Here is a 24591-nt window from a genome sequence, read left to right as displayed (position 1 = left end):
TTGAAGATGGGGGCGACCGCCGCCCGCCTCAATTGCCGCTGAGCGCCTGCAGGTGCCCGCCGTGGGCTTCGGCACGCTGGTAGGCCGGCCGCTCGCCGATGCGCTTGAGGAATTCGCGCAGCGCCGGCTTGTCATCCAGGCCACCACCACGGGCGGCCGCCGCCTGGATCGGGAAGCTCATCTGGATGTCGGCTGCGCTGAACCGCTCGCCAGCGAACCACGGGCTTTCGGCCAGCCGGCGCTCCATCCAATCCAGATGCAGGCGCCGCTGGGGACCGATGAAGCCGCGCTCGGCCTTGTCGGCGATGCTGCGCGCGATCGGGCGCGCGAAGAACGGCATCGGCGCATTGCGGATGCGGCCCATCACCAGGGTCAGCAGCAGCGGCGGCATTGCCGAGCCTTCGGCGTAGTGCAACCAATAGCGGTAGGCGATGCGCTCGACACCATCGGCCGGCATCGGTGACGGCGACAGCTGGCGCTGGGTGTCGTAACGGTCGGCAAGGTAGTCCAGGATTGCGCCGGACTCTGCCAGCACCAGCTCCCCATCCTGCAGCACCGGCGACTTGCCGAGCGGATGCACGTTGCGCAGCTCGGGCGGTGCCAGCAGCGTCTTCGGATCGCGCGGATAGCGGCGCAGTTCGTAGTCCAGCCCCAGTTCCTCCAGCATCCACAGCACACGCAGGGAACGGGAGTTTTCGAGGTGATGGACAATGCGCATGGGGACGATCCTAGGGGAGGCGCACATCGTACCGCGCGCAGTGCATGCCCTTTGTAGAGTCGAGCGATGCTCGACTGGCTTTGAGAACAATCGAGCGTGGCTCGACTCTACAAAAAACAGCGGGCAATAAAAAACGCCGGAAGCTTTCGCTTCCGGCGTTCTGGCTACCAAACGGTAGCAGACGGATTAGACCGCCTGCACCTGGTCAGCCTGCATACCCTTCTGACCCTGGACGGCGATGAAGGTAACCTTCTGGCCTTCCTGCAGGGTCTTGAAGCCGGTGCCCTGGATGGCACGGAAGTGCACAAACAGGTCCGGGCCGCTTTCCGGGGTGATGAAGCCGAAGCCCTTGGCGTCGTTGAACCACTTGACGGTGCCGGTCTGACGATCAGACATTTGACTAACTCCTGAAACACATGTTGAAAAAATCGCAGCCACCGGGTATCGGGGCCGAGACTGAGTTGCAGGCGTTGGTAAAGCGGATCGATGAGCGGATCGTGAGATCAACTGCACCAGGCCACGATTCACGGTGACCCTAGCAAACACAGTGGGACCAACGATACGCGTGTTTTCTGCAAAAAGCGATAGCCCGGACGTTCATGGGCAGGCCCCGCCCGCTAGGCGTGGCAAGGGCTGGCACCCGATCGAGGCTAAACCCGAGTCCCCATTCAGGTTTTTCCTACCCTACACTGGGTAAATGACTGAAGCTGAAACCCAAGCTGAACCTGCCCTCCCCCGCATCTGGGTGGACGCGGACGCTTGCCCCACCGTCATTCGCGACATCCTGTTCCGGGCCGCTGAACGGGTCGGGATCGAGCTGACCCTGGTCGCCAACCAGTGGATCCGCACCCCGCCCTCGCGCTGGCTGCGTTCGATCCAGGTACCGCAGGGCCTGGACGTGGCCGACAGCGCCATCGTCGAACGGGTCTCCGCCGGCGACCTGGTGGTCACCCAGGACATCCCGCTGGCCGCGCTGGTGCTGGAGAAGAAGGCGGTGGCGCTGAACCCGCGCGGCCAGCTGTACACCCCCGACAACATGGCCGAGCGGCTGTCGATGCGCAATTTCATGGAAGAGCTGCGCGGTGCCGGGGTGCAGACCGGCGGACCGCCGCCACTCGGACCGCGCGACCGGCAGCTGTTCGCCGCCGAACTGGACCGGTGGCTGGCGCGGCGCCCTGCTCGCTGAACAGCCCTAGTCACCCTGGCCGGGCAGGCACAGCCGGCGCTTGCTGCTGAACCGCCGCGGTTCCCCGCTCAACGGATCGTCAAAGGCCAGCCCCTGCGCCAGCAGCTGCAGCGGCCGCTCGACACGACCCTCCGGTCGCGACTGCAGCTGCGGGTAAAGGTCATCGCCCTCGATCGGCGCGCCCAGCGCGGCCATATGCACGCGCAACTGGTGTTTGCGGCCGGTCTCCGGCAGCAACCGGTAGCGCCAGACCGGCCCGCTGGCGTCGATCAGCTCGATCCGGCTGCGCGCATTGGGCTCGCCGGGCACCTCATCCATGCGGAAGAACGGCTCGCCCGGCACCAGCCGACTGTGCCGCTGCAACGGGAAAACCTGCCCTGGCAGCGCCGGTGCGAGCGCCTCATAGGTCTTTTCAATGCGGCGCTCGCGGAACAGCCGCTGGTAGGCATCGCGCGAAGCGGGCTGTGTCGAGAACATCACCAGGCCGGCCGTGAGCCGGTCCAGCCGGTGCAGGGGCACCAGCCCGGTATTGCCCGTGCGCGCGACCAGGCGCGCCAGCAGTGTTTCGCGCACGTAGCTGCCGGCCGGCGTCACCGGCAGGAAGTGCGGCTTGTCGGCCACCAGTAGGTGTTCATCCAGATGCAGGATGGTCTCGGCGAAGGGAATCACCGGTTCGTCCGCCACCTCACGGAAGTACTGGATCTCCAGCCCCGCCTGCCAGGGCATGTCCGGCGACAGCGCCCTGCCCTTCACGTCCTGCACGCGACCACGCGCGAAGCGATCCTGCCACTGCGCACGGTCGATACGCGGGAAACGTGCGCACAGGCCTTCGAGCAGGCTGGGCCAGTGGCCGGGCGGCAGCTGCAGCCGGCTGGGCAGGGTCATCGGATCCATTCCTGCGGGGGAAAGCATGCAAGCGTGCCACGTTGACGTCCCGCAGACAGCCCGGCAACGGACACCCCTGGAGCAAACCTCTATCATTGTCGTCTTTAGTCCACGGATCCCCCATGGCTCTTACCGCCACCATCCGCAAGGCCGAACTGCAGATCAGCGACATGGATCGCGGCTACTACGCGACCCATAACCTGACCCTGGCCCAGCACCCGTCCGAGACCGACGAACGCCTGATGGTGCGCCTGCTCGCCTTCGCCCTCAACGCGGGAGACCGCCTGGAGTTCGGCCGCGGTCTGAGCACCGACGATGAGCCGGACCTGTGGGAACACGACTACACCGGCGACATCCTGCAGTGGATCGACCTGGGTCACCCCGACGAATCCCGCATCCGCAAGGCCAGCAACCGCAGCCGCCAAGTGCAGGTGATCAACTACGGCGGCAACGCCTCGGACATCTGGTGGGGCAAGCAGGGCAAGGGCCTGACGCGCTTCGACAACCTGTCGGTGGTGGATCTGGACGGTGAGTTCGTCGAACGCTGGGGCCAGCAGGTCCAGCGTGCGATGCGCTGGAGCGTGCTGATCCAGGACGGTGAAGTGCAGCTGCTCAACGATCAGATGCAGCTCGACGTGATCCCGAACTGGCGCAAGCGCGCCAAGGCATGAGCACGATCCGCTGTGATGTGGTGGTCATCGGCGCCGGCGCAGCCGGGCTGATGACCGCGATCACCGCCGGCCAGCGCGGCCGACAGGTGCAGGTGATCGACCATGCCAACAAGGTCGGCAAGAAGATCCTGATGTCCGGCGGCGGCCGCTGCAACTTCACCAACACCGGCACCACCCCCGCCAACTTCCTGTCGGCAAACCCGCACTTCTGCAAGTCGGCACTGGCGCGCTACACGCCCTGGCACTTCATCGAGCTGGTCAGCAAGCACGGCATTGCCTATCACGAAAAGGAGCTGGGCCAGCTGTTCTGCGACATCTCGTCCAAGCAGATCGTGAAGATGCTGGTGGACGAATGCCAGGCCGCCGGCGCGCAGATCCGCACCGAGTGCAGTGTGCAGCGCATCGAGCACGGCAGCGACGGTTTCCGCGTACACACCACCCATGGCCTGTTCCACTGCGCCTCGCTGGTGGTGGCCACCGGCGGCCTGTCCATTCCGAGCATGGGTGCCACCGGCTTTGGTTATGAAGTGGCCCGCCAGTTCGGCCACCAGGTATTGCCGACCCGCGCCGGCCTGGTGCCGCTCACGCTCAGCGGCAAGCACCAGGAGCGGCTGGCCGATCTGAGCGGTGTCGCCCTGCCGATCGAGGCGCGTTGCAACGGCAAGAGCTTCCAGAACTTCATGCTGCTGACCCATCGCGGCGTGAGCGGCCCAGCGATCCTGCAGATCTCCTCGTTCTGGCAACCCGGCGATGCACTGGAGCTGGACCTGCTGCCCGGCCACGATGCCGGCGAGTGGCTGCGCCAGATGAAGCGCGAGCGCCCGGCCGCCGAGCTGCGCACGGTACTGGGCGAGGTACTGCCGAAGCGGCTGGCGCAGCGCCTGTGCGAGCACTGGCTGCCCGACCGGCCCGTGCGCCAGCTGGACGAGCCGGTGCTGCGCCAGGCCGCGCAGTTGCTGGGCGCGTTTCCGCTGGTGGCCAGCGGCACCGAGGGCTACCGTACCGCCGAGGTCACTCTGGGCGGCGTGGACACCGCCGAGGTCTCGTCCTCGACGATGGAATCCAAGCGCGTGCCCGGCCTGCATTTCGTTGGCGAGGTGCTGGATGTGACCGGCTGGCTGGGCGGCTACAACTTCCAGTGGGCCTGGGCCAGCGGCCACGCGGCCGGTGGCGTGGTGTGAACCACATCGCCGTTCGATGCGCGCAAGGGGTGGGCGCATGGACGGTTCGCCGCGCATCGTGTATCTAGATTTGCAGATTGGGGAGCAGTGCATGCAGAACGCGAACGACATCACCATCCGCCTGCTGATTGTCGATGACAGCGGCGAGAATGCCGAGGCCATCGTCAGCACCCTGCGCAACAGCGGCATCGCGGTACGGCCGTGGCGCCCGCAGGATGCAGCCGAACTGGCCCAGGTGCTGTCCAGCCAGGCCATCGACCTGGTGCTGGCGTCGCCCTCGCAGGGGATCCCGCTGCCACTGATAGCCCAGCACATCGCCGCCAGCGGCAAGGACATTCCGCTGGTGCTGCTGGCCGAACGCATCGACGAAGACGAACTGGTGCAGGCCAGCAGCCACGGCATCCGTGCCCTCGCCCTGCGCCAGCGTGCCGAGCACCTACTGGCCGTGGTCCGCGACCAGTGGGTGGACCTGCAGGCGCGGCGCGGCCTGCGCCGCATCGAGGCGCAGATGCGCGAGACCGAGCGCCGCTGCGATGCACTGATCGCCTCCTCGCGCGACCCCATCGCCTACGTGCATGAGGGCATGCACATCCGCGCCAACGATGCCTACCTGGAAATGTTCGGCTACGAGCAGTTCGACGACATCGAAGGCATCTCGCTGCTGGACATGGTTGCCGCCCAGCATGTGGAAGGCTTCAAGCAGCTGCTGAAGGGCCTGAGCCGTGGCGAGGCGCCGCCGCCGCAGTACCAGCTCGACGCGCGCCGCGAGGACGGCAGCGCTTTCCCGGCGACGATGGAATTCACAGCCGCCACCTACGAGGGCGAATCCTGCCTGCAGGTGGTGCTCCGCCGCCGCATGGAATTCGACCCTGAGCTGGCACGCGAAGTGGAGGACCTGCGCCAACGCGACCAGGTCACCGGCCTGCTCAACCGCCCGACCTTCATGCTGCAGCTGGAAAGCGCGGTGGCCCAGGCCGGGCGCAGCGAAGGCCAGTTCGGCCTGCTGCTGATCGAGCCGGACCACTACGCGCGCCTGCTGCCGGACATCGGTCTGGCCTCGGCCGACATCCTGATCGGCGCCCTCGCCGCCCTGCTGGCCGAGGTGGTTGGCGAGGACGCCCAGCTGGCCCGCTTCGGTGAGCACAATTTCGCTGTGCTGCAGGCCGGGCCCTACGCGCAGACCGTGGCACTGGCCGAGCGCATCCGCGAAGCCTATGCCGCGCACGTTTTCAGCATCGGCGCGCGTTCGGCCACGGTAACGGTGAGCATCGGTGGCGTGCAGGTGGGCGAGAAGATCGCCAGCATCGGCCAGGTGCTGGCACGCGCCAGCGAATGCACGCAGGCCGCTGCCGAACTGGGCAATACCTGCCGCATCTTCGACCCGGCCGCCGCCGACCGCGTGGAGGAAGAACGCGTGCTGCGCTGGGTCGCGCGTATCCGCGAGGCACTGGCCGGCGACGGCTTCCAGCTGCACTACCAGCCGGTACTGAACCTGCAGGGCGAGCCGCTGGAACTGTACGAGGCCTACCTGCGCCTGGAACACAACGGCGAGCTGTTGAGCCCCACCGCGTTCCTGGGCATCGCCGAGGAGCACGGCCTGCTGGCTGACATCAACCGCTGGGTGGTCTCGCGGGCCATTACCGTGCTGGGGCAGCGAGCCCGTGAAGGCCATGCCACCCAGGTGCTGGTGAAGGTGACGCCGGAATCGTTTGACGACCCGAAGATGATCGCCACCCTGCGCCGCGAGCTGCAGGCGCAGGGCGTGCCCGGAGAACGGCTGTGGCTGCATGCACCGGAAGCGAAGGTGTTCACCCACCTGCGCAGTGCGCAGCAGTTCCTTGCCGAAGTGGCGCCCCTGGGATGCCGCATCGGCCTGGAGCAGTTCGGATCGGGGCTGGATTCGTTCCAGCTGCTGGCCCACTTCCAGCCGCAGTTCCTCAAGCTGGACCGCGGCTTCACCAGCGATCTGGCGGCCACCCGCGAGAACATCGACCGCATCAGCCAGATCACCGCGCGAGCGCAGGAAGCCGGCATCCGCACCATCGCCGAGTTCGTCAGCGACGCTAATTCGATGACCCTGCTGTTCAGTGCCGGCGTGGATTACGTGCAGGGCGACTTCGTCGGCCCGGCACTGCCGGAGATGGGCTTCGAGTTTGGGTGATGCCTCTCTGTAGAGCCGAGCCATGCTCGGCTGCGGGACTCAAGCGAAGTGCAGCCGAGCATGGCTCGGCTCTACACAAACGAGAAGGCCGGCTTTMGCCGGCCTTTTCATTGATCAGGTCAGATCGACCAGGTTGCTGATCTTCACGTCCGGGTTGACGTCGGCCTCGTAGTCGACGCCCTCCACGCCAAAGCCGAACAGGCGCAGGAAGTCGGCCTTGTAGCCGGCCAGGTCGCTGATCTCGTACAGGTTCTCGTTGGTGACCTGTGGCCACAGCGCAACCACCTTGCCCTGCACGTCCGCCGCCATTTCCTTGTAGTCGGCACGCAGGCGGCCTTCCTCATCGACCAGCGCAACGGTATGGCCCTCGCCATCGACCAGGTCGTGGCGCAGGCGATCGATCGCCACGCCGTCGGCCTTGCCGCCGTAGAGAATGTCATACAGCACGTCCAGCTGTTCGATGCAGCCTTCGTGGGTGCCCTTTTCCTTCATCACCTTGAACAGCAGCGACAGGTACAGCGGCATGGTCGGAATGGCCGAACTGGCCTGGGTGACCACGGCCTTCAGCACCGACACGCGCGCGTCGCCGCCGATCTTCGCCAGTTTTTCGCGCAGCCCCAGCACCTTGTTGTCCAGATCCTTCTTGGCGGCACCGATGGAGCCGTTCCAGTAGATGGCCTGGGTGATTTCTTCGCCCACGTAGGTGAAGGCCGTGGTGGTGCAGCCGTTGGCCAGCACGCCGGCGTCGGCCAGCGCATCGATCCACATCTGCCAGTCCTCACCGCCCATCACCGCAACGGTGCCGGCGATTTCTTCCGGGGTGGCTGGCTGCAGGTGCGTCTCGGTCAGCACTTCCTTGTCGGTATCCAGGCCACGCAGGGTGATCGGCTCACCGATCGGCTTCAACGTGGAGCTGATGATCTCGCCGGTCTTCGGATGCTTTCGACGCGGCGCAGCCAGGCTGTAGACGACCTGGTCGACCTGGCCGAGATCGGCCTTGATCATCTCGATCGTCCTGGCCTTCACTTCATCGGAGAAGGCATCGCCGTTGATGCTCTTGGCGTACAGGCCGGCTTCGTCGGCGTACTTGTGGAACGCCGCCGAGTTGTACCAACCCGCCGTACCCGGCTTGGTCTCGCTGCCCGGGCGCTCGAAGAAGATGCCCAGGGTTGCGGCACCACTGCCAAAGGCAGCGGTGATACGCGCAGCCAGACCGTAGCCGGTGGAGGCGCCGATCACCAGCACGCGCTTGGGGCCGTTCTGGATCGGCGGACGCGCGCGGATGTAGTCGATCTGCTGCTTGACCGCGGCTTCGCAGCCGGTCGGGTGGGTGGTGACGCAGATGAAGCCGCGGACGCGCGGTTTGATGACCATGGATACCTCGGGTTGGCAGATGCGGCGCACGGGGCGCTCAGCAGGAATACGGGCGCGCGCCTGCGCGCGCGAACCGCAGGATCGTAGTGCGCGGGGGCCGAATGCACAACCGACGCTGGCGTAGGGTGGTGTTTGTTTTGCAGGGTTGCACCCTGCACCCGCAGCGGCAACGTCAACGGCAGAAGCTCGGTTCCTGTGAGTTGGCGGGGTGGATCCGATTGCGGGGGACGCCGTAAACCCATCCCTGGGGGCTTGGCCGCGGCATCCATGCCGCGGACACCCCCGCAACCGGACCCACCCCGCCTTCGACAGTTCTCTGCGATCTGTCGGAACCGCATTCTGCTCTGGTGGGTGTCGACCTTGGTCGACACGATTGAATTCATTCGAAATCTGACAGATGTGTCGACCAAGGTCGACACCTACCGACAGCCACATGAACCTGTCGAAGGCGGGGCACWGTGGGTTTGCGGGGTGTGAGCCGCATGGATGCGGCGACCAAGCCCCCATGGATGGGTTTACGGCGTCCCCGCAAACCCACAGTGCCCCGCCATCCCACGGAATGCCGCTCTGGCTTTTGCCGTTGCCGTTGCCGTTGCATTGAGCAGGTGCAGGGCTGCAAGCCCTGCCAACAAAAAACCCCGCTTGCGCGGGGTTCTTTGCGTGCTGCATGCAGCAGGTGCTTACGGGCGACGGGCCAGGGCCTCGACGTCCTTGGCCTTGGGCAGCAGGTCCTGCTTGCTGACGCGCAGGAAGCCGATCGTCAGCATCGGCACCGCCACCAGGATCGAGGACAGCACCACGATCACCGCACCGATCATGTGCGTCTCGGCCAGGCCTTCCATCGAACTGCCACCGTACATGTACAGGGCAAGCGCCGACAGGAAGAACATCACCGCGGTGATCACCGTACGCGACAGCGTCTGGTTGATCGAACGGTTCAGCACTTCCATCGAGTCCACGCGCAGGCTGCGGAAGTTCTCGCGGACGCGGTCGAAGACCACGATGATGTCGTTGATCGCAAAGCCCATCACCGACAGCAGGCCGGCCAGCACGGTCAGGTCGAACTCACGGCCCAGCAGGGACACGTAAGCCACCGTCACGATCAGATCGAACATGGCCACGATGCTGGCGGTGACCGCGAACTTCCATTCGAAGCGCACCGCGATGTAGATCAGGAAGCCGGCCAGCATGAAGATGGTGGCGTACAGGCCATTCATCGCCAGGTCCTTGCCGATCTGCGGGCCAACAAACTCGTTGCGCAGCACGGTTGCCTGATTGTCAGCCGTGGACAGGGCCTTCACTACAGCGGCAGCGGTAGCCTTGTCTTCGGTGGCGGCAGCACCCGTGCCCGGAGCATGCTCGCCGTGCGGCGCCAGGCGGATCAGTAGATCGGTGTTGCCACCGACGCTCTGCACCTGGGCGCCGTCAAAGCCGTTCTGCTCAAGCTTGGTACGGACCTGCTCGACGTCCACCGGCTTGTCGAAGCGGGCTTCGATCAGCGTACCGCCAGTGAAGTCCAGCGCGTAGTTGAAGCCCTTGAACGCGATGATGCTGATCGAGGCCAGGAACACCACGATGGTGACTGCCATGGCGACATGGCGCCAGCGCATGAAGTCGATCTTGGTGTCGTTCGGGAGGATGTGCAGCGGAAACAGTTTCATTGTGCGTGTCGTCCCGTCAGATGGCCACGTTCTGGAGCTTCTTGCGACGGCCGTAGATCAGCGTCGCCAGCGCACGCGACACGGTGATCGCAGTGAACATGGAGGCGAAAATACCGATGATCATGGTCAGCGCGAAGCCCTTCAGCGGACCGGTACCGAATGCGAACAGCGCCACGCCGACGATCAGGCCGGTCAGGTTGGCGTCGAGGATGGTGCCCGAGGCACGCTCGTAACCGGTCACGATCGCGGTCTTGCCCGGCACGCCGGCACGCAGCTCTTCACGGATACGCTCGTTGATCAGCACGTTGGCGTCCACCGACAGGCCGACCGACAACGCCAGGCCGGCGAAGCCCGGCAGGGTCATGGTCGCGCCGAACAGCGACATCACCGCCACCACGATCAGCAGGTTGAACAGCATCGCGATCGAGGTGATCACGCCGAACATGCGGTAGTAGACACTGAAGAACACCAGGGTGAACAGGAATGCGAACACCACCGCGCGCATACCGTTCTTGACGTTCTCGGCACCCAGGCTCGGGCCGACCACACGCTCTTCGACGAAGTCCATCGGCGCGGCCAGCGAGCCGGACTTCAGCAGCTTGGCCAGGTCCTCGGCTTCCTTCTTCTGCAGGCCGGTGGTCTGGAAGTTCTTGCCGAACACGCCGTTGATGTTGGCCACCGAGATCACTTCCTCGTTGACCTTGAAGCCACGCACTTCCTGGCCGTCAACGACGGTCACGGTCGGCACGCGCTCGGTGTAGACCACCGCCATCGGCTTGTTCACGTTGGCGCTGGTGAAGTCGAACATGCGCTGGCCGCCGACGTTGTTCAGCGTCACGCTGACCGCCGGGGAACCGCTGGTCGGGTCGGTCACCGCCTGCGCGCCGACCATCTGGTCGCCGGTGACGATCACGCGCTTGTTCAGCAGCACCGGGCCCAGGCCGTCACGACGCTGGTAGACCTTCGCCTCCGGCGGGATGCGGCCGGAGTTGATGGCGTCCTGCGCGTTGCCCTCGACCACCGCACGGTACTCCAGGGTGGCGGTGGCACCGATCATGCGCTTGGCTTCGGCCGTGTCCTGCACGCCGGGCAGCTGCACGACCACGCGGTCGGCACCCTGGCGCTGGATGATCGGCTCGGCCACGCCGAGCTGGTTCACGCGGTTGCGCAGGGTGTTGATGTTCTGCTCGATGGCGCCGTTGGCGATCTGGGCGATCTCGGTTTCCGGGATGCTCACCGTGATGCGGTTGCCGCTGACGTCGTAGCCGAGCGTCGGCTGCGCCTTGACCAGGGCCGTACGGGCACGCTGCGCAGCGTCGTCACCGGCGGACGGGCTCAGGTTGGCCACGATGCTGTTGTCCGCGCGGCGCTCCACCGACTGGTAGGCGATGCGGGCATCGCGCAGGGTGCTGCGCACGTCTTCGGTATAGGCGTCCAGGCGCTTGTCCAGGGCGGCCTTCTGGTCAACCTGCAGCACGAAGTGCACGCCACCCTGCAGGTCCAGGCCAAGCACCATCGGACGACCGCCGAGGTTGGCCAGCCAGTCCGGCACGGTCGAGGCCAGGTTCAGGGCCACGGTGTACTGTTCGCCGACGGTGTCACGCAGGGCATCGCTGGCGGCGGACTGCGCCTTCAGGTCCGGCAGGCGGACGATCAGGCTCTCCCCTTCCTTCTCGGCACCGATGGTAGTGACACCGGCCGTCTTCAGGTCGGCCAGCACACGGTCGCGCAGCGCATCGTCGATCTGGCCGCCACGGTTGGCGGTGATCTGGAGGGCCGGGTCCTTCTGGTAGATGTTGGGCAGCGCGTACAGCGCGCTGAGCGCCAGTACGATCAGGATGACGACGTACTTCCAGCGTGGAAATTCGAGCATTGCTTGGGTCCCGCGCGGCGCCATCCCCGGCGCCGCGGTTGTGCATCGGAAAGGGAGTGGCTTACTGGGCCGACTTCAGGGTACCGGCCGGCAGCACGTTGCCGACAGCGCCCTTCTGCACGCGGATGCGCACGTTGTCAGCCACTTCGATGGTGATGAAGTTGTCGCCGATGTCGGTGACGATGCCGGCGATGCCGCCGTTGGTCAGCACTTCGTCGCCACGCTTGATCTTCTCCAGCATGGACTTGTGCTCCTTCTGCCGCTTCATCTGCGGGCGGATCATCAGGAAGTACATGATGGCAATCAGGATGATCGGGAACAGCAGGGTGGTCAGGCCCATGCCCTGCGGTTGGCCGCCGGCGGCCTGGGCGTGGGCGGCGGGAATCAGGAAGGCAAGCAGGTTCATCGTTGGTCCTTTGGTTGGGCGGCGCCCCGGCACCATCAGGTGCCACGGTCGCGACCGCGGATCTGGGTCAGCCTTGAAGTATGCCACGGCCCCGGGCATTCGTCCTTGGGCCGTTTGGCAGGGGGCGTCCGGGTTACAGGGCCGGCGCGACCGCCCCGCGTGCCGCGTAGAAAGACTCACGGAAGGCCAGGAAGGTTCCCGCCTCGATCGCCGCGCGGATGTCGGCCATCAGCTTTTCGTAATAGAACAGGTTGTGCAGCGTGCCCAGCATCGGCGCCAGCATCTCGTTGCAGCGGTCCAGGTGGCGCAGGTAGGACCGGGTGTAGCCGCCGGTGCAGGCCACGCAGCCGCAGCCCGGCTCGATCGGGTCCATGTCCCGCGCGTACTGGGAGTTGCGGATGCGGACGGTACCGAACGAGGTGAAATAGTGACCGTTGCGGGCGTTGCGGGTCGGCATCACGCAATCGAACATGTCCACGCCACGTGCGACACCCTCGACCAGGTCCTCCGGCCGGCCCACACCCATCAGGTAGCGCGGGCGGTCGCTGGGCAGCTCCGGGTCCAGGTGGTCCAGCATGGCGTTGCGTTCGTCTTCCGGCTCGCCCACGGCCAGGCCGCCAATGGCGTAGCCGTCGAAGCCGATGGCCTGCAGGGCGTCGGCCGAGCGGCTGCGCAGGTCGGTATGCACCCCGCCCTGCACGATGCCGAACAGCGCCGCGTCGTTGCCCAGCTCGTCATGCGCGTTGCGGCTGCGCTGGGCCCAGCGCAGGCTCAGCTCCATCGAACGGCGCGCGACCTCCTCGGTGGCCGGGTACGGGGTGCACTCGTCGAAGATCATCACTACGTCCGAATCGAGCACCTTCTGGATCTTCATGCTCTCTTCCGGGCCCAGGAACACGCGGGCGCCGTCGGTGGGCGAGGCGAAGGTCACACCCTGCTCGGTGATCTTGCGGCGATGGGCCAGCGAGAACACCTGGAAGCCACCCGAATCGGTCAGGATCGGGCCGTCCCAGCGGCAGAAGCCGTGCAGGCCGCCGTGGTCAGCGATGATGTCCAGGCCCGGGCGCAGGTACAGATGGAAGGTGTTGCCCAGGATGATTTCCGCACCCAGCGCGCGCACCTGGTCCGGCAGGATGCCCTTGACCGAGCCATAGGTACCCACCGGCATGAAGGCCGGCGTTTCCACCGTGCCACGCGGGAAGGTCAGGCGGCCACGGCGGGCACGGCCGTCGCGGGTCTTGAGCTGGAACTGCAGTCGGGACATGGAGCGGTCGTTCAGGCAAATAGTTGCCTATTGTCTCCCAAGACGGCGTGCGCACCAAGGTGCGCCCCCACAGGGGCCTGCCCTCCCAAGGCGCCCTGCCTCCTCAGCCCGCCTGCGGGAACAGCAGCATCGCGTCGCCATAGCTGAAGAAGCGGTAGCGCTGCTCGATCGCGTGCCGGTACGCCTCGAACACCCTTTCCTTGCCGGCGAACGCGGAAATCATCATCAGCAGCGTGCTTTCCGGCAGATGGAAGTTGGTCACCATCGCGTCGACGCTGCGGATGCGGTAGCCCGGGGTGATGAAGATCTGGGTCTCGCCGGCGAACGGCAGCAGCTCACCGTCACGCATCGCGCTTTCCAGCGCGCGCACCACGGTGGTGCCCACGCCGATCACCCGGCCGCCGGCCGCGCGCGTGCGCCGTACCTGCTGCACCAGCTCAGCGCCGACGTTCAGCCACTCGCGGTGCATCACGTGGTCCTTCAGGTCATCGGCGCGCACCGGCTGGAAGGTGCCCGCGCCAACGTGCAGGGTGACGTGGCCGAACTCCACGCCCTTCTCCTTCAATGCGGCCAGCAGCGGTTCGTCGAAATGCAGGCCGGCGGTCGGCGCGGCCACCGCGCCCACTTCGCGCGCGAACACGGTCTGGTAGCGCTCGCGGTCGTCCACGCCCGGCTCGCGCTGGATGTAGGGCGGCAGCGGCAGGCGGCCGGCGTGCAGCAGCCACTGCTCCAGCGACTCCGGCACGTGGAACTGCAGCACGTAGAACTCGCCGTCGCGGCCCAGCACCTCGGCTTCGCCACCGGCGTCCAGGGCGATGCGACTGCCGGCCTTCGGCGACTTGCTGGCGCCGACCTGCGCTCGGGCCTGCCGGCCACCGAGCAGGCGCTCGATCAGGATCTCCACGCGGCCACCGCTGGCCTTCTGCCCGAACAGGCGCGCCGGGATCACCCGGGTGTCGTTGAACACCAGCAGGTCGCCCGGCTGCAGCAGCGACGGCAGGTCGCGCACCTGCAGATCGGTGAAGGCGACCGGTGCCGGTGGCACCAGCATCAGTCGGCTGGCGGAACGTTCGGCCAGGGGAGCCTGCGCGATCAGTTCGGCCGGCAGGTCGTAATGGAAATCGGACTTCTTCAAGGCGGTGGGCGGCAACAGGTCGACAATGGCGCGCATTGTACGTCCAGCGTCTGCGAGCCGGCGCGCTTCGCGGCGAACGTCGCGCAAAATGCTGCTATGCAGCAGGTTCTTGCGGGGTTATCGCGCAAAAAAACAAGTGCTAGCATCGAGCCGGAAGTCCGCTGCACGAGCCTGCCCCAAGCGCGCGTGATGACGCGCGTTTTGCTTTTGAAGACCCGTGCGACCCATTGTTTCAGGAGATCTGCAATGAGCTTCATCGAACGCCTCGCCCCACTGCGCAGCCAGCCCGGCACCCGCCTCACCACCGGCCTGGACGACGCTACCCTGACCGCGCTGTCCGCCAACCATCCGCAGCTGATCGCCGCCGTGGACGCCGCCGCTGAGGAATTCGCGCGCGTGCAGGCCGACCTGGGGCCGCTGCTGGCGCAGGACGAACAGGCGCAGATCGACGCGATGCAGGACGGTTTCGTCAATTTCTACGCCGATGACGCAGTTACGCCGTATGTGGCGCTGGCCGCGCGCGGCCCGTGGGTCGTGACCTTGAAGGGCGCGGTGCTGTATGACGCCGGCGGTTACGGCATGCTCGGTTTCGGGCACACCCCGGACGCGGTACTGGAGGCGATGGCACGCCCGCAGGTGATGGCCAACATCATGACCCCCAGTCTGTCGCAGCAGCGCTTCATCACCGCCCTGCGCGCCGAGATCGGCCACCGCCGTGGCGGCTGCCCGTTCGCCCGTTTCATGTGCCTGAATTCCGGTTCCGAAGCGGTCGGCCTGGCTGCGCGCATCGCCGATGTCAACGCCAAGCTGCAGACCGACCCGGGCGCGCGCCACGCCGGCGCCGCGATCAAGCGCGTGGTGGTCAAAGGCAGCTTCCATGGCCGCACCGACCGCCCGGCCCTGTATTCCGATTCCAGCCGCAAGAGCTACATGCAGCACCTGGCCAGCTACCGTGGCGAGGATTCGGTGATCACCGTGGCGCCTTATGACGAGGCCGGCCTGCGCAAGGTGTTCGAGGATGCCGCACGCAACCAGTGGTTCATCGAAGCGGTGTTCCTGGAGCCGGTGATGGGCGAAGGCGACCCGGGCCGTTCGGTACCGCCGTCGTTCTATGCCGTTGCCCGCGAACTGACCCGTGCGCACGGCAGCCTGCTGCTGCTCGACTCGATCCAGGCCGGCCTTCGCGCGCATGGTGTGCTGTCGGTGGTCGACTACCCGGGCTTCGAGGGCCTGGATCCGCCGGACATGGAGACCTACTCCAAGGCGCTCAACGCGGCGCAGTACCCGCTGTCGGTGCTGGCGGTGACCGAGCATGCCGCGCAGCTGTACCGCAAGGGCATCTACGGCAACACCATGACCAGCAATCCGCGTGCGCTGGACGTGGCCTGCGCCACCCTGGCCCAGCTGACCCCGCAGGTGCGTGCCAACATCGCCGAGCGTGGTGCCGAGGCCGTGCGCAAGCTGGAACAGCTCAAGAGCGAGCTGGGTGGCCTGATCACCAAGGTGCAGGGCACCGGCCTGCTGTTCTCCTGCGAGCTGGCCCCGCAGTTCAAGTGCTATGGCGCCAATTCCACCGAGGAATGGCTGCGCCAGCACGGCATCAACGTGATCCACGGTGGCGAGAACTCGCTGCGCTTCACCCCGCACTTCGGCATGGACAGCGAGGAGCTGGACCTGCTGGTGGGCATGGTTGGACGCGCCCTGCGTGAAGGCCCGCGCCGCGAGCAGGCTGCGGCGGCGTAAGCCCCAGCTTTTGTAGAGCCGAGCCCATGCTCGGCTGGGGTTTTACCGCGATCTGAACGAAGCGCAGCCGAGCATGGCTCGGCTCTACGGAAGGCCCCATAATCCGCCGACACCCCGCCCGCAACCGCCAACACGGTTGCCGGCGGGGCGTTTTCGTTTCCGCATCAAGAGACAGGAACCCCCATGAAGTCCATCTGCGTCTACTGTGGCTCCAATGCTGGCAGCAAGCCGGCCTACACCGAACGCGCCATTGCGCTGGGTGACCGCATCGCCCGCGACGGCCTGCGCCTGGTCTACGGCGGCGGCAACGTCGGCCTGATGGGCACCGTGGCCAACGCGGTGCTCGCCGCTGGCGGCGAGGTTACCGGCGTGATCCCGCGCCAGCTGGCCGACTGGGAAGTGGCCCACCGCGGCCTGACCGAACTGGAAATCGTCGGTTCGATGCATGAGCGCAAGTCGCGCATGTTCGACCTGGCCGATGGTTTCGTCGCCCTGCCCGGCGGCTTCGGCACCATGGAAGAGATCTTCGAGATGCTGACCTGGCGCCAGCTGGGCATCGGCAACAAGCCGTGTGCGTTCCTGGATGTGGAGGGTTTCTACGCCCCGTTGATCGGCATGATCGATCGCATGGTGGAGGAGCGCTTCCTGCATCCGGACCAGCGCCTGGACCTGTGGTACGGATCGGACATCGAAGAGATGCTGGCCTGGATGCAGAACTACCAGCCGGCACAGGCGTCGAAGTGGATCGACGAGAAGCGTCGCGCCGCCCTGCGCTGATACCGCTGCACGCGGTGGCTCAGGCCGCCGCGTGCACCCAGGGTGCAGGCCGCCCCAGCAGATAGCCCTGGCCGTAATCACAGCCCAGTTCGCGCAGGGTCTGCCGCTGCGCCTCGGTCTCGATGCCTTCGCCGGTGGTTTCAATGCCCAGGGTGCGCGCCAGCGACAGCACGCCTTCCACCAGCGCGCGGGTGCTCTGCATTTCCGGCCCATGCAGGCCGGCAATGAAACTCTGGTCGATCTTCAGCGTGCTGATGGGGAAGCGATGCAGGTAGGACAACGCGGAGAAGCCGGTGCCGAAATCATCCAGCTGCACCTGGATGCCGCGCTCGCGCAGCCCCTGCAGGATGCGCAGCGTATGCGGACCGTCATCCAGCAGCGCCACTTCGGTGATTTCCAGGCGCAGCCTGTGTGGATCGGCGCCGCAGGAATCGAGCAGGCCGAACAAACGGTCACTGAACTCGGCCGAACGGAAGTGGCGGGGTGACACGTTCACCGAGACATAGCCCTGGCCGCCTTCGCCCAGGCCTGCGATGACCTGTTCGTAGATCAGCCAGTCGACCTGCTCGATCAGGCCGCTCTCCTCGCCCAGCTCCAGGAACGCCCCCGGCAGCAGCAGGCCGCGGCGCTCATGCTGCCACCGCAGCAGTGCCTCGTGCCCGATCACCTCGCCATCGGACAGGCGCACGATCGGCTGGTAGAACGGCACGAAATCGCGATTGTTGATGGCGCGGCGCAGATCGGCCTCCAGGTCGAGGCTGCGCATGGCCTCTTCGCGCATGTCCTCGTCGAAGATCGCGCAGCGATCATGGCCCTGCGCCTTGGCCCGGTACATCGCGGCGTCGGCATCACGCAGCAACTCCTCACCGGTGCGGTAGCGCGGATTCCACAAGGCGATGCCGAGGCTGCCGGACGGGAACAGTTCGCGCCCTGCAACCCACATCGATTCCTGGAGCGCCAGCAACAGCCGCTGGCCGAAGTCCAGGGCCTGCGCCAGGCCCTGCGGGCACTGCAGCAGCACAGCGAATTCATCGCCTCCCAGCCGCGCGACGACATCCTCGGTGCCAGCCATGGAGACGATGCGCTTGGCCACTTCCACCAGCATGCGGTCGCCCGCAGCATGACCAATGCTGTCGTTGACCAGCTTGAAGCGGTCCAGGTCAAGGAACAGCACGGCGAACACCGGGCCACCCTCGCGCCGGGCCTGGGCCAGCGCATCCTGCAGCCGATCCAGCAGGTGCAGGCGGTTGGGCAGGCCGGTCAGGGCATCGTGCATGGCCTGGTGGGTCAGGCGCTGCTCGGCGCGCAGGCGTTCGCCGATCTGGCCCAGCAGCTTCTCGTTCACCTCGGCCAGCTCGCGGGTGCGCTCTTCCACGCGCTTTTCCAGCTCGGCATGCGCCGAGCGCAGCCGTTGCTGGTCACGCTGGCGGGCAAGGCCGGTACCAATGTTCTGCGCGACGAAGGTCAGCAGGCGCTGGTCATGCACGCTGAAGGTGCTGTTTTCGCTGTAACTCTGCACCACGATCGCGCCGACCACCTCGTCGTCGCGCAGCAGCGGCACACCCAGCCAGCAGTGGGAGCGTGCTCCGGATTCGCGCACCTCGCCACTGGCCAGCAGCGCATCGATCTGCTCCCGCGAAGCCAGCAACGGACGCCGGTTGCGCACCACGTATTCGGTCAGGCCCCGGCTGAACGGACGCGGAGCACGGCTGGCGTTGTGTTCGTCCACCGAGTACACGAAGTCCAGGCCATTGCCAGCCGGGTTGACCAGCGCGATGTAGAAATTGCGCGCGTCGAGCAGGCGCCCGACCACCCCGTGCACCTGGCCGTAGAACTGGGCGAGGCTGTCGGCCGACATTGCCATTTCGGCGATGTTGTAGAGCGCGGTCTGCAGCTGTTCGGCGCGGCGGCGTTCGGCCACCTCATCCTGCAGGCTGCGATTGGCACGCTGCAGTTCCTGGGTGCGCCGCTCCACCTGCTGCTCAAGCCGCACCTGCGCCTGGCGCCGATCCATCGCGGTCTGCACGTGCTGGGCCACAAAGCCCAGCAACGCACGTTCAGCCTCGCCATAACGGGCCGCCTGTTCGTAGCTCTGCACCACGATGGCGCCGCATACGCGGCCATCGCGCAGCATCGGTACGCCCAGCCAGTCCAGGCTTTCCGGGCCGCGCTGCGGGTCATGTTCCTGCTCGACCACCCGCGCCAGCAGCTCACGCGACGGGCCGCTGAGCGGCTTGCCGTGACGCAGCAGCGCCACGGTGAGGCTGCGCGGCATCTCGCCCGCGTCATGGGCCTGCGATGGATCGGCGATGAAGTCGTCCACCTGGTCGGCGAAGTACAGGAAGCGGATCTGGTCGCGCACGTCGTCGTACTCGACGATGTAGCAGTTCTCCGCGTACATCAGGGTCCCCAGCACGCCATGCACGTGACGCAGCATCTCGGGCATTTCCAGGTCGGCACCGGCCAGATCGGCAATCTGGAACAGCGCCTGCTGCAGCCTCTCGGCTTCTTCCAGCGCCTTGATCTGCCCGGCCTGGCGGCCTCGCTGCAGGGCCAGCTCCATCGCCTGCCGGGCCAGCCCCCACCATGCCGGTGGCGGCACCGCACCCGTCACCGACAGCAGCAGCCGTGCGCCGTCGTACTCCCAGCCGTGCTGGCCATCACCGATACCCGGTTCCACAGCCCCGCAACCATCGGCCACCGTTGGCCAACCGCCCTGCCCCGCGCCCAGCTGCGGGTCGTCCCAGCCAACGCGGACCACTGCCGTTTCCGGCAGCAGCGCATGCAACGCGCGCACCAGCGCCGTGCTCAGCACGACCTCGTGTGGTGGCTTTTCCGCCGGTTCAGCATGCGTGGACAAATGACCGTCTCTTGGCGCCGTCTGTGCAGCACCTCCCCTGAGCCGCCGAGCATAGCGCGCCACCCGGGGGGCAATGGAAGCCCATCAACCCCGAATCGTGCGCCGGTGCGTTTTTCCTGCTGTCCGTCGCCCCTTCCAAGCCATGAGCCTCGCCTTGCCCGCCACCGCCACCGGCTATGCGCCACCGCCTGCAGGCCTTACCCTGTACGCCGTGGAAGCCAGCGCACTGCCAACCGATGAAGCCTTGATGCTGGCCTGGGCCGCCGGCGACCTGCGCGCGTTCGAAAGCCTGTATGCGCGCCATCGCAAGCGCCTGTTCGGCTTCCTGCTGCGGCAACTGCGCGACACCGCGCTGGCCGAGGAGATCTTCCAGGACGTGTGGCAACGGGTGATCAGCGCGCGCGCTGGCTGGCAGCCTGAAGCGGCCTTCAGCACCTGGCTGTTCCGCATCGCCCACAACCGCCTGAACGACCATTGGCGTGCAGCGCGGCACCGCCCTGCCGCTCCGGCTGACGCCGATCTGCGCCTGGCGGCGATCGAGGATGGGCAGACCCCGGAAGCGGAGCTTTCCGAATTCGAACAACGTCGCCGCATTCAGCGGGCGATGGAGCAACTGCCGCCCGAGCAGCGCGAAGTGCTGCAGCTGCGGCTGGATCAGGAACTGAGCCTGGAGGAGATCGGCCAGATCACCGGCGTTGGCCGGGAAACCGTGAAATCGCGGCTGCGCTATGCAATGGACAAGCTGCGTGCGGGACTGAACGCATGAACCGAGACGAACCCCTGACGCCGGAAGAACGCGAGCTGGCCCACCTGCTCGGCCGCCGCACCGAACAGGCACCGCCAGCCGCGCTGGACGCCGCCATCCTGGCAGCGGCCCGGGCCGCTGTGGATGCTCCGGCCAAAGGTGCCGATATCCTGGTGGACGCACCACGCACGCGTCGCACGCGTCCGCGTTGGCCGGCGGTGTTCGGCATCGCCGCCTCGATGGTGTTCGCCATCGGCATCGCCTGGCAGCTGCGTCCGGAGCCGCCAACGGTTCCTGCTGGTGAAGCCGCCGTCGCGGCGGCACCTGCTGCTGCCGACATCGCCGCCGCCGATCAGACCGCCGGGAACAGCGCTGCGGACGCCGCACTGCCGCCCCCCGATCCGTCGGCCGCTGCACCGGCAGCCGCCGAGGCGGCGCCTGTTGCGGCACCGGCAGCAGCCGTCGCCCGCGCGGCCAGACCCACTCCCGCACAAGCCATCCCAGCGCCAGCATCGGCACCGCAGAAGGAACAGGCAGACGCCGCCCGCGCACGCGTCGCGGAACCTGCCACCGATACATCCTTTGCGGCAATGCCGCCGCCTGCGCCGCCCGCACCACCGGCACCCGCGGCGTATTCGGCGCCAGCGCCTTCATCCGCCCCGGCCGTGACCGGGACGATGAAGGCACGCAGCGCTGCAGCGCCACTGGCCAGCGCAGCCGACGCAGAACAGGCCCCGGTGCTCGATCGCATCGAAATGACAGCGAGCAAGCGCGTTGCCCCCTCGGTCCGCTCCGCACCCGGCGTCATGCGCCGCAGCGATGCAGGACTGAGTGCGGATGCAGTGCAGGCCGAAGTGGAGACCGATGCGCGGCTGCCACGCCGGCAGTGGCTGCAGAAGATCCGCGCACGCCGCGACGACGGCCAGCGTGATCTTGCCCGCGCCAGCCTGGAGCGCTACATGCAGCAGTATCCGGAAGCACGCCTGCCGCACGACCTGCGCCCGCTGCTGGACGACTGAAGCCGACGGGGATGCCCGGCAACCCCGTAGAATGGCGGCAATGCTCGATACCCTCGCCCAGCCTGTCAGCCATACGCTGGAAGTCAAACACAGCCGCTTCATCGCCCATGCCGCGCCGGTCGACGGCGCTGCAGCCGCGATGATGTTCCTGCAGCAGGTCGCGGTAGCCGACGCCACCCACAACTGCTGGGCTTACCGCCATGGGCAGGACTACCGTTCCAGCGACGATGGCGAGCCTGCCGGTACCGCCGGGCGGCCGATCCTGGCAGCGATCGATGGCCAGGGCTTCGACCGGGTGGTGGTGGTGGTGACACGCTGGTTCGGCGGCATCAAGCTCGGTGCCGGTGGCCTTGTACGTGCCTATGGCGGTGCCGCCGCCGAGTGCCTGCGCACCGCGCCGCGCCTGCCACTGGTTGCCATGGCCCGCCTGCAACTGCTGGCCGGCTTCGAGGACCTGGGCACCCTGCACGCCACCCTGACCGCCTTCTCCGCAGAGAAGCGCGATGAGCAGTTCGATGCCAATGGCGTGTGCCTACGGATCGAACTGCCGGCCGATCAGGTCCACGCATTGAAAATCCGACTGCGCGACGCCACTCGTGACCGTATCCGCATACAAGACGACGACCAGGATGACTGACAAGGACGACGCTCCCGCCTCGACCCCGCCGCTGCGCCGCCTCGGCAGCCTGCGTACTCTGTGGCCCTTCGTGCGCCGGCACAGCGGGCTGTTCATCGCCTGGCTGCTGGCGCTGGCGGTGTCCTCGGCCGCCACACTGAGCCTGCCTCCAGCCGTGAAGCAGATGATCGACCACGGCTTCAGCAGCGGCGGCCAGATCAACCGTGCCTTCGCCCTGCTGATGCTGGTGGCGGTGGTCATGGCGCTGGGTACCGCCGCGCGCTTCTACTTCGTCTCGCTGCTGGGCGAAAAGGTCGTGGCTGATCTGCGCAGCCAGCTGTATGCGCACCTGATCCATCTCGGCGCCGGCTTCCATGACCGCAGCCGCAGCGGTGAACTGGTTTCGCGCCTGACTGCCGATACCGAGCTGCTTCGCAGCGTGGTCGGCTCGACCATGTCGGTGGCCCTGCGCAGCACCGTCACCGTCATCGGCAGCCTGGCGATGCTGTTCGTCACCAGCCCGCGGCTGGCGGCGTGGTCGCTGCTGGGCATTCCGCTGGCGGTGCTGCCGATCATCATCGGCGCTCGCAAGCTGCGTACGGTCGCGCGCAACAGCCAGGACCGCATCGCCGATGCCAACAGCCTGGCCAGCGAGACGCTGGGTGCGGTGCGCACGGTACAGGCCCACGCACGCGAGCCGTACGAACGTGGCCGCTTCGACCACGCACTGGGCGATGCCATCAAGGCCGCCCGCCGTCGCATCGGTGCACAGTCACTGGTCACCGCCAGCGCCATCCTGCTGGTGTTCGGCGCCATCGTCGGCGTGCTCTGGCTGGGTGCGCATGATGTCATCGACGGACGCCTCAGCGCCGGTACGCTTGGCCAGTTCGTGCTGTACGCACTGATCGGCGGCGGCTCGGTCGGCGCGCTGGCTGAAGTATGGAACGAACTGCAGCGTGCGGCCGGCGGCATGGGCCGCATCGGCGAGCTGCTGCAGGAAGACATCGAGATCCGCGCGCCGGCGCAACCGCAGGCGCTGCCACAGCCGCTGCGCGGCGAGATCCTGTTCGACGACGTGGTGTTCCATTACCCGCAACGGCCGGACCAGGCTGCACTGGACCACTTCAACCTGCATGTGCGTCCGGGTGAGACCGTGGCCCTGGTCGGCCCGTCGGGCGCGGGCAAGAGCACGGTACTGTCGATGCTGCTGCGCTTCCACGATCCGGCCGCTGGCACCATCTGCGTGGACGGTACTGACATCCGCAGGGTCGATCCGGCCGCGCTGCGCGCCCAGCTTGCGCTGGTGCCGCAGCAACCGACGCTGTTCGCTGCCAGCGCCCGCGACAACATCCGCTATGGCCGCCTGCAGGCCAGCGACGCCGAGGTCGAGGATGCCGCTCGCGCCGCCGAGGCCGACGGCTTCCTGCGCGCATTGCCACAGGGCTACGACAGTGAACTGGGCGAGCGCGGCGCGCGCCTGTCCGGCGGCCAGCAGCAGCGCGTGGCGATCGCGCGTGCACTGCTGAAGGACGCACCGATCCTGCTGCTGGACGAAGCCACCAGTGCGCTGGATGCGCAGAGCGAGTACAGCGTGCAGCAGGCGCTGGAGCGGCTGATGGCCGGCCGTACCACGCTGGTCATCGCACACCGGCTGGCCACCGTGCTCAAGGCCGACCGCATCGTGGTGATGGACCAGGGGCGCATCGTAGCCGAAGGTACGCATGCACAGCTGCTGGCCGAAGGCGGTCTGTACGCTGAACTGGCACGCCTGCAGTTCATCGATTGATGACGGCCGGCTAACATCGGCGGGGCGAAGCTGGCGACGCATCAACAGCAACCGTTGAAGGAGGTGCCAGATGTCGTTCCGTCAGTTCCCCGCCGTCGACAGTCAAGGCGAAAGCCACATCATCATCGAGTTCAAGCCCGAGGCGAATGGCAGCGGGCATCATTCCGAAGCGACGCCCCGCTATGAGCTGGACGACGGTCGCCTGCTGGTGCGCAATGGCCGCGAGTTCACCACCAGTGGTGGAGAGCTGAGGCTGACGATCTGAGGTTCGCCGGGCATGGCCCGGCGCTACCGGAGTTCGCATCGCCTTGCTCTGGCAGGTGTCGCCCCTGGTCGGCACACTTTTCGCCAAGGCTGGTAGGTGTCGACCTTGGTCGACACACTTTTCGCCAAGGGCAGTCGAGCATGGCTCGCCTCTACAAAAATGCGTGATCATTTTTTGATCAACCATCTTGACAGCCTTGGCTGCCAAGGGCTCCACGTGGTTATCCACATGTTTGCTCAGAAATCATCCACACCGCCTGTGGATG

The 24591-nt window shown here is 66.8% G+C and carries 21 protein-coding genes; 11 read left to right on the top strand and 10 right to left on the bottom strand.

Going from position 1 to position 24591, the window contains the following annotated elements:
- Positions 1-28: 28 nt before the first annotated feature.
- Complete coding sequence (locus D7Y61_RS00390; RefSeq protein WP_180864496.1) at positions 29-718, bottom strand: glutathione S-transferase family protein; 690 nt, start codon at positions 716-718, stop codon at positions 29-31.
- A 186-nt stretch (positions 719-904) separates the two neighbouring features.
- Entirely contained in the window at positions 905-1114 is a 210-nt protein-coding gene (locus D7Y61_RS00385; protein WP_004153307.1) for a cold-shock protein, read from the bottom strand.
- 301 nt (positions 1115-1415) lie between these two features.
- Between D7Y61_RS00385 and D7Y61_RS00380 the strand changes: the two genes are divergently transcribed.
- Positions 1416-1904 carry a YaiI/YqxD family protein gene (locus D7Y61_RS00380; RefSeq protein ID WP_180864495.1) on the top strand — a complete coding sequence of 163 codons (489 nt, stop codon included), beginning with the start codon at positions 1416-1418 and terminating at the stop codon, positions 1902-1904.
- A 6-nt stretch (positions 1905-1910) separates the two neighbouring features.
- Here D7Y61_RS00380 and D7Y61_RS00375 read toward each other — a convergent pair whose 3' ends face one another.
- A complete protein-coding gene (locus D7Y61_RS00375) occupies positions 1911-2789 on the bottom strand; it encodes a pseudouridine synthase (protein WP_180864494.1) in 879 nt (292 codons plus the stop codon).
- A gap of 122 nt (positions 2790-2911) precedes the next feature.
- Between D7Y61_RS00375 and D7Y61_RS00370 the strand changes: the two genes are divergently transcribed.
- The 3 genes from D7Y61_RS00370 (at position 2912) to D7Y61_RS00360 (ending at position 6802) form a co-directional block, all read left to right on the top strand.
- Positions 2912-3460, top strand: coding sequence for a YaeQ family protein (locus tag D7Y61_RS00370; protein WP_180864493.1), 549 nt, complete (start codon positions 2912-2914; stop codon positions 3458-3460).
- A complete protein-coding gene (locus D7Y61_RS00365; RefSeq protein ID WP_154263250.1) occupies positions 3457-4641 on the top strand; it encodes an NAD(P)/FAD-dependent oxidoreductase in 1185 nt (394 codons plus the stop codon). Before D7Y61_RS00370 ends, D7Y61_RS00365 begins: the two co-directional genes overlap by 4 nt.
- A gap of 91 nt (positions 4642-4732) precedes the next feature.
- Positions 4733-6802: an EAL domain-containing response regulator gene (locus tag D7Y61_RS00360; RefSeq protein WP_180864492.1), complete on the top strand. Its 2070-nt coding sequence runs from the start codon at positions 4733-4735 to the stop codon at positions 6800-6802.
- A gap of 114 nt (positions 6803-6916) precedes the next feature.
- Here the strand turns inward: D7Y61_RS00360 and fabV are convergent, their stop codons facing one another.
- The 6 genes from fabV to queA all read right to left on the bottom strand — a co-directional run bounded on the left by fabV (position 6917) and on the right by queA (position 14551).
- A complete protein-coding gene (fabV, locus tag D7Y61_RS00355; RefSeq protein ID WP_180864491.1) occupies positions 6917-8176 on the bottom strand; it encodes an enoyl-ACP reductase FabV in 1260 nt (419 codons plus the stop codon).
- 680 nt (positions 8177-8856) lie between these two features.
- Entirely contained in the window at positions 8857-9837 is a 981-nt protein-coding gene (gene secF / locus D7Y61_RS00350; protein WP_071305791.1) for a protein translocase subunit SecF, read from the bottom strand.
- A 16-nt stretch (positions 9838-9853) separates the two neighbouring features.
- A complete protein-coding gene (secD, locus tag D7Y61_RS00345; RefSeq protein ID WP_180864490.1) occupies positions 9854-11710 on the bottom strand; it encodes a protein translocase subunit SecD in 1857 nt (618 codons plus the stop codon).
- A 61-nt stretch (positions 11711-11771) separates the two neighbouring features.
- Entirely contained in the window at positions 11772-12116 is a 345-nt protein-coding gene (gene yajC, locus D7Y61_RS00340; RefSeq protein ID WP_180864489.1) for a preprotein translocase subunit YajC, read from the bottom strand.
- Positions 12117-12249: 133 nt separating this feature from the next.
- Positions 12250-13380 (bottom strand): tRNA guanosine(34) transglycosylase Tgt, encoded by a 1131-nt coding sequence (gene tgt, locus D7Y61_RS00335; protein WP_180864488.1) that lies wholly within the window; start codon positions 13378-13380, stop codon positions 12250-12252.
- Positions 13381-13483: 103 nt separating this feature from the next.
- Complete coding sequence (gene queA / locus D7Y61_RS00330; RefSeq protein WP_258010159.1) at positions 13484-14551, bottom strand: tRNA preQ1(34) S-adenosylmethionine ribosyltransferase-isomerase QueA; 1068 nt, start codon at positions 14549-14551, stop codon at positions 13484-13486.
- Between the two features lie 210 nt (positions 14552-14761).
- On the opposite strand from queA, the gene D7Y61_RS00325 reads away from it, so the two are divergent.
- Together D7Y61_RS00325 and D7Y61_RS00320 are read left to right on the top strand one after the other, a co-directional pair.
- Positions 14762-16258 (top strand): aminotransferase class III-fold pyridoxal phosphate-dependent enzyme, encoded by a 1497-nt coding sequence (locus D7Y61_RS00325; RefSeq protein WP_180864487.1) that lies wholly within the window; start codon positions 14762-14764, stop codon positions 16256-16258.
- Between the two features lie 183 nt (positions 16259-16441).
- On the top strand, positions 16442-17035 hold the full coding sequence (locus D7Y61_RS00320) for a TIGR00730 family Rossman fold protein (protein WP_180864486.1): 594 nt from the start codon (positions 16442-16444) through the stop codon (positions 17033-17035).
- Between the two features lie 19 nt (positions 17036-17054).
- On the opposite strand, the gene D7Y61_RS00315 is transcribed toward D7Y61_RS00320, so the two are convergent.
- Entirely contained in the window at positions 17055-19895 is a 2841-nt protein-coding gene (locus D7Y61_RS00315; protein WP_180864485.1) for a bifunctional diguanylate cyclase/phosphodiesterase, read from the bottom strand.
- 247 nt (positions 19896-20142) lie between these two features.
- Between D7Y61_RS00315 and D7Y61_RS00310 the strand changes: the two genes are divergently transcribed.
- The 5 genes from D7Y61_RS00310 to D7Y61_RS00290 all read left to right on the top strand — a co-directional run bounded on the left by D7Y61_RS00310 (position 20143) and on the right by D7Y61_RS00290 (position 24326).
- Positions 20143-20661 carry an RNA polymerase sigma factor gene (locus D7Y61_RS00310; protein ID WP_258010168.1) on the top strand — a complete coding sequence of 173 codons (519 nt, stop codon included), beginning with the start codon at positions 20143-20145 and terminating at the stop codon, positions 20659-20661.
- Positions 20658-21659, top strand: coding sequence for a hypothetical protein (locus D7Y61_RS00305; protein WP_180864483.1), 1002 nt, complete (start codon positions 20658-20660; stop codon positions 21657-21659). The genes D7Y61_RS00310 and D7Y61_RS00305 overlap by 4 nt, the downstream gene beginning before the upstream one ends.
- Before the next feature lie 40 nt (positions 21660-21699).
- Positions 21700-22296, top strand: a complete 597-nt coding sequence (locus D7Y61_RS00300; RefSeq protein WP_180864482.1) for an IMPACT family protein — start codon at positions 21700-21702, stop codon at positions 22294-22296.
- Entirely contained in the window at positions 22289-24061 is a 1773-nt protein-coding gene (locus D7Y61_RS00295; protein ID WP_180864481.1) for an ABC transporter transmembrane domain-containing protein, read from the top strand. The genes D7Y61_RS00300 and D7Y61_RS00295 overlap by 8 nt, the downstream gene beginning before the upstream one ends.
- Before the next feature lie 70 nt (positions 24062-24131).
- Entirely contained in the window at positions 24132-24326 is a 195-nt protein-coding gene (locus D7Y61_RS00290; RefSeq protein ID WP_100441541.1) for a hypothetical protein, read from the top strand.
- Positions 24327-24591: the final 265 nt, after the last annotated feature.

Origin of the sequence: Stenotrophomonas maltophilia, from assembly GCF_013464485.1 — a bacterium.
Lineage (GTDB): Bacteria > Pseudomonadota > Gammaproteobacteria > Xanthomonadales > Xanthomonadaceae > Stenotrophomonas > Stenotrophomonas maltophilia_AW.
The sequence above is the reverse complement of the archived record's forward strand: the minus strand, read 5'-3'. Positions and strand labels throughout refer to the sequence as shown.

Coding starts and splice junctions, on each gene's coding strand:
- D7Y61_RS00390 (WP_180864496.1), bottom strand. CDS start 718: ATGCGCATTGTCCATCACCTCGAAAACTCCCGTTCCCTGCGTGTGCTG.
- D7Y61_RS00385 (WP_004153307.1), bottom strand. CDS start 1,114: ATGTCTGATCGTCAGACCGGCACCGTCAAGTGGTTCAACGACGCCAAG.
- D7Y61_RS00380 (WP_180864495.1), top strand. CDS start 1,416: ATGACTGAAGCTGAAACCCAAGCTGAACCTGCCCTCCCCCGCATCTGG.
- D7Y61_RS00375 (WP_180864494.1), bottom strand. CDS start 2,789: ATGACCCTGCCCAGCCGGCTGCAGCTGCCGCCCGGCCACTGGCCCAGC.
- D7Y61_RS00370 (WP_180864493.1), top strand. CDS start 2,912: ATGGCTCTTACCGCCACCATCCGCAAGGCCGAACTGCAGATCAGCGAC.
- D7Y61_RS00365 (WP_154263250.1), top strand. CDS start 3,457: ATGAGCACGATCCGCTGTGATGTGGTGGTCATCGGCGCCGGCGCAGCC.
- D7Y61_RS00360 (WP_180864492.1), top strand. CDS start 4,733: ATGCAGAACGCGAACGACATCACCATCCGCCTGCTGATTGTCGATGAC.
- fabV (WP_180864491.1), bottom strand. CDS start 8,176: ATGGTCATCAAACCGCGCGTCCGCGGCTTCATCTGCGTCACCACCCAC.
- secF (WP_071305791.1), bottom strand. CDS start 9,837: ATGAAACTGTTTCCGCTGCACATCCTCCCGAACGACACCAAGATCGAC.
- secD (WP_180864490.1), bottom strand. CDS start 11,710: ATGCTCGAATTTCCACGCTGGAAGTACGTCGTCATCCTGATCGTACTG.
- yajC (WP_180864489.1), bottom strand. CDS start 12,116: ATGAACCTGCTTGCCTTCCTGATTCCCGCCGCCCACGCCCAGGCCGCC.
- tgt (WP_180864488.1), bottom strand. CDS start 13,380: ATGTCCCGACTGCAGTTCCAGCTCAAGACCCGCGACGGCCGTGCCCGC.
- queA (WP_258010159.1), bottom strand. CDS start 14,551: ATGCGCGCCATTGTCGACCTGTTGCCGCCCACCGCCTTGAAGAAGTCC.
- D7Y61_RS00325 (WP_180864487.1), top strand. CDS start 14,762: ATGAGCTTCATCGAACGCCTCGCCCCACTGCGCAGCCAGCCCGGCACC.
- D7Y61_RS00320 (WP_180864486.1), top strand. CDS start 16,442: ATGAAGTCCATCTGCGTCTACTGTGGCTCCAATGCTGGCAGCAAGCCG.
- D7Y61_RS00310 (WP_258010168.1), top strand. CDS start 20,143: ATGCTGGCCTGGGCCGCCGGCGACCTGCGCGCGTTCGAAAGCCTGTAT.
- D7Y61_RS00305 (WP_180864483.1), top strand. CDS start 20,658: ATGAACCGAGACGAACCCCTGACGCCGGAAGAACGCGAGCTGGCCCAC.
- D7Y61_RS00300 (WP_180864482.1), top strand. CDS start 21,700: ATGCTCGATACCCTCGCCCAGCCTGTCAGCCATACGCTGGAAGTCAAA.
- D7Y61_RS00295 (WP_180864481.1), top strand. CDS start 22,289: ATGACTGACAAGGACGACGCTCCCGCCTCGACCCCGCCGCTGCGCCGC.
- D7Y61_RS00290 (WP_100441541.1), top strand. CDS start 24,132: ATGTCGTTCCGTCAGTTCCCCGCCGTCGACAGTCAAGGCGAAAGCCAC.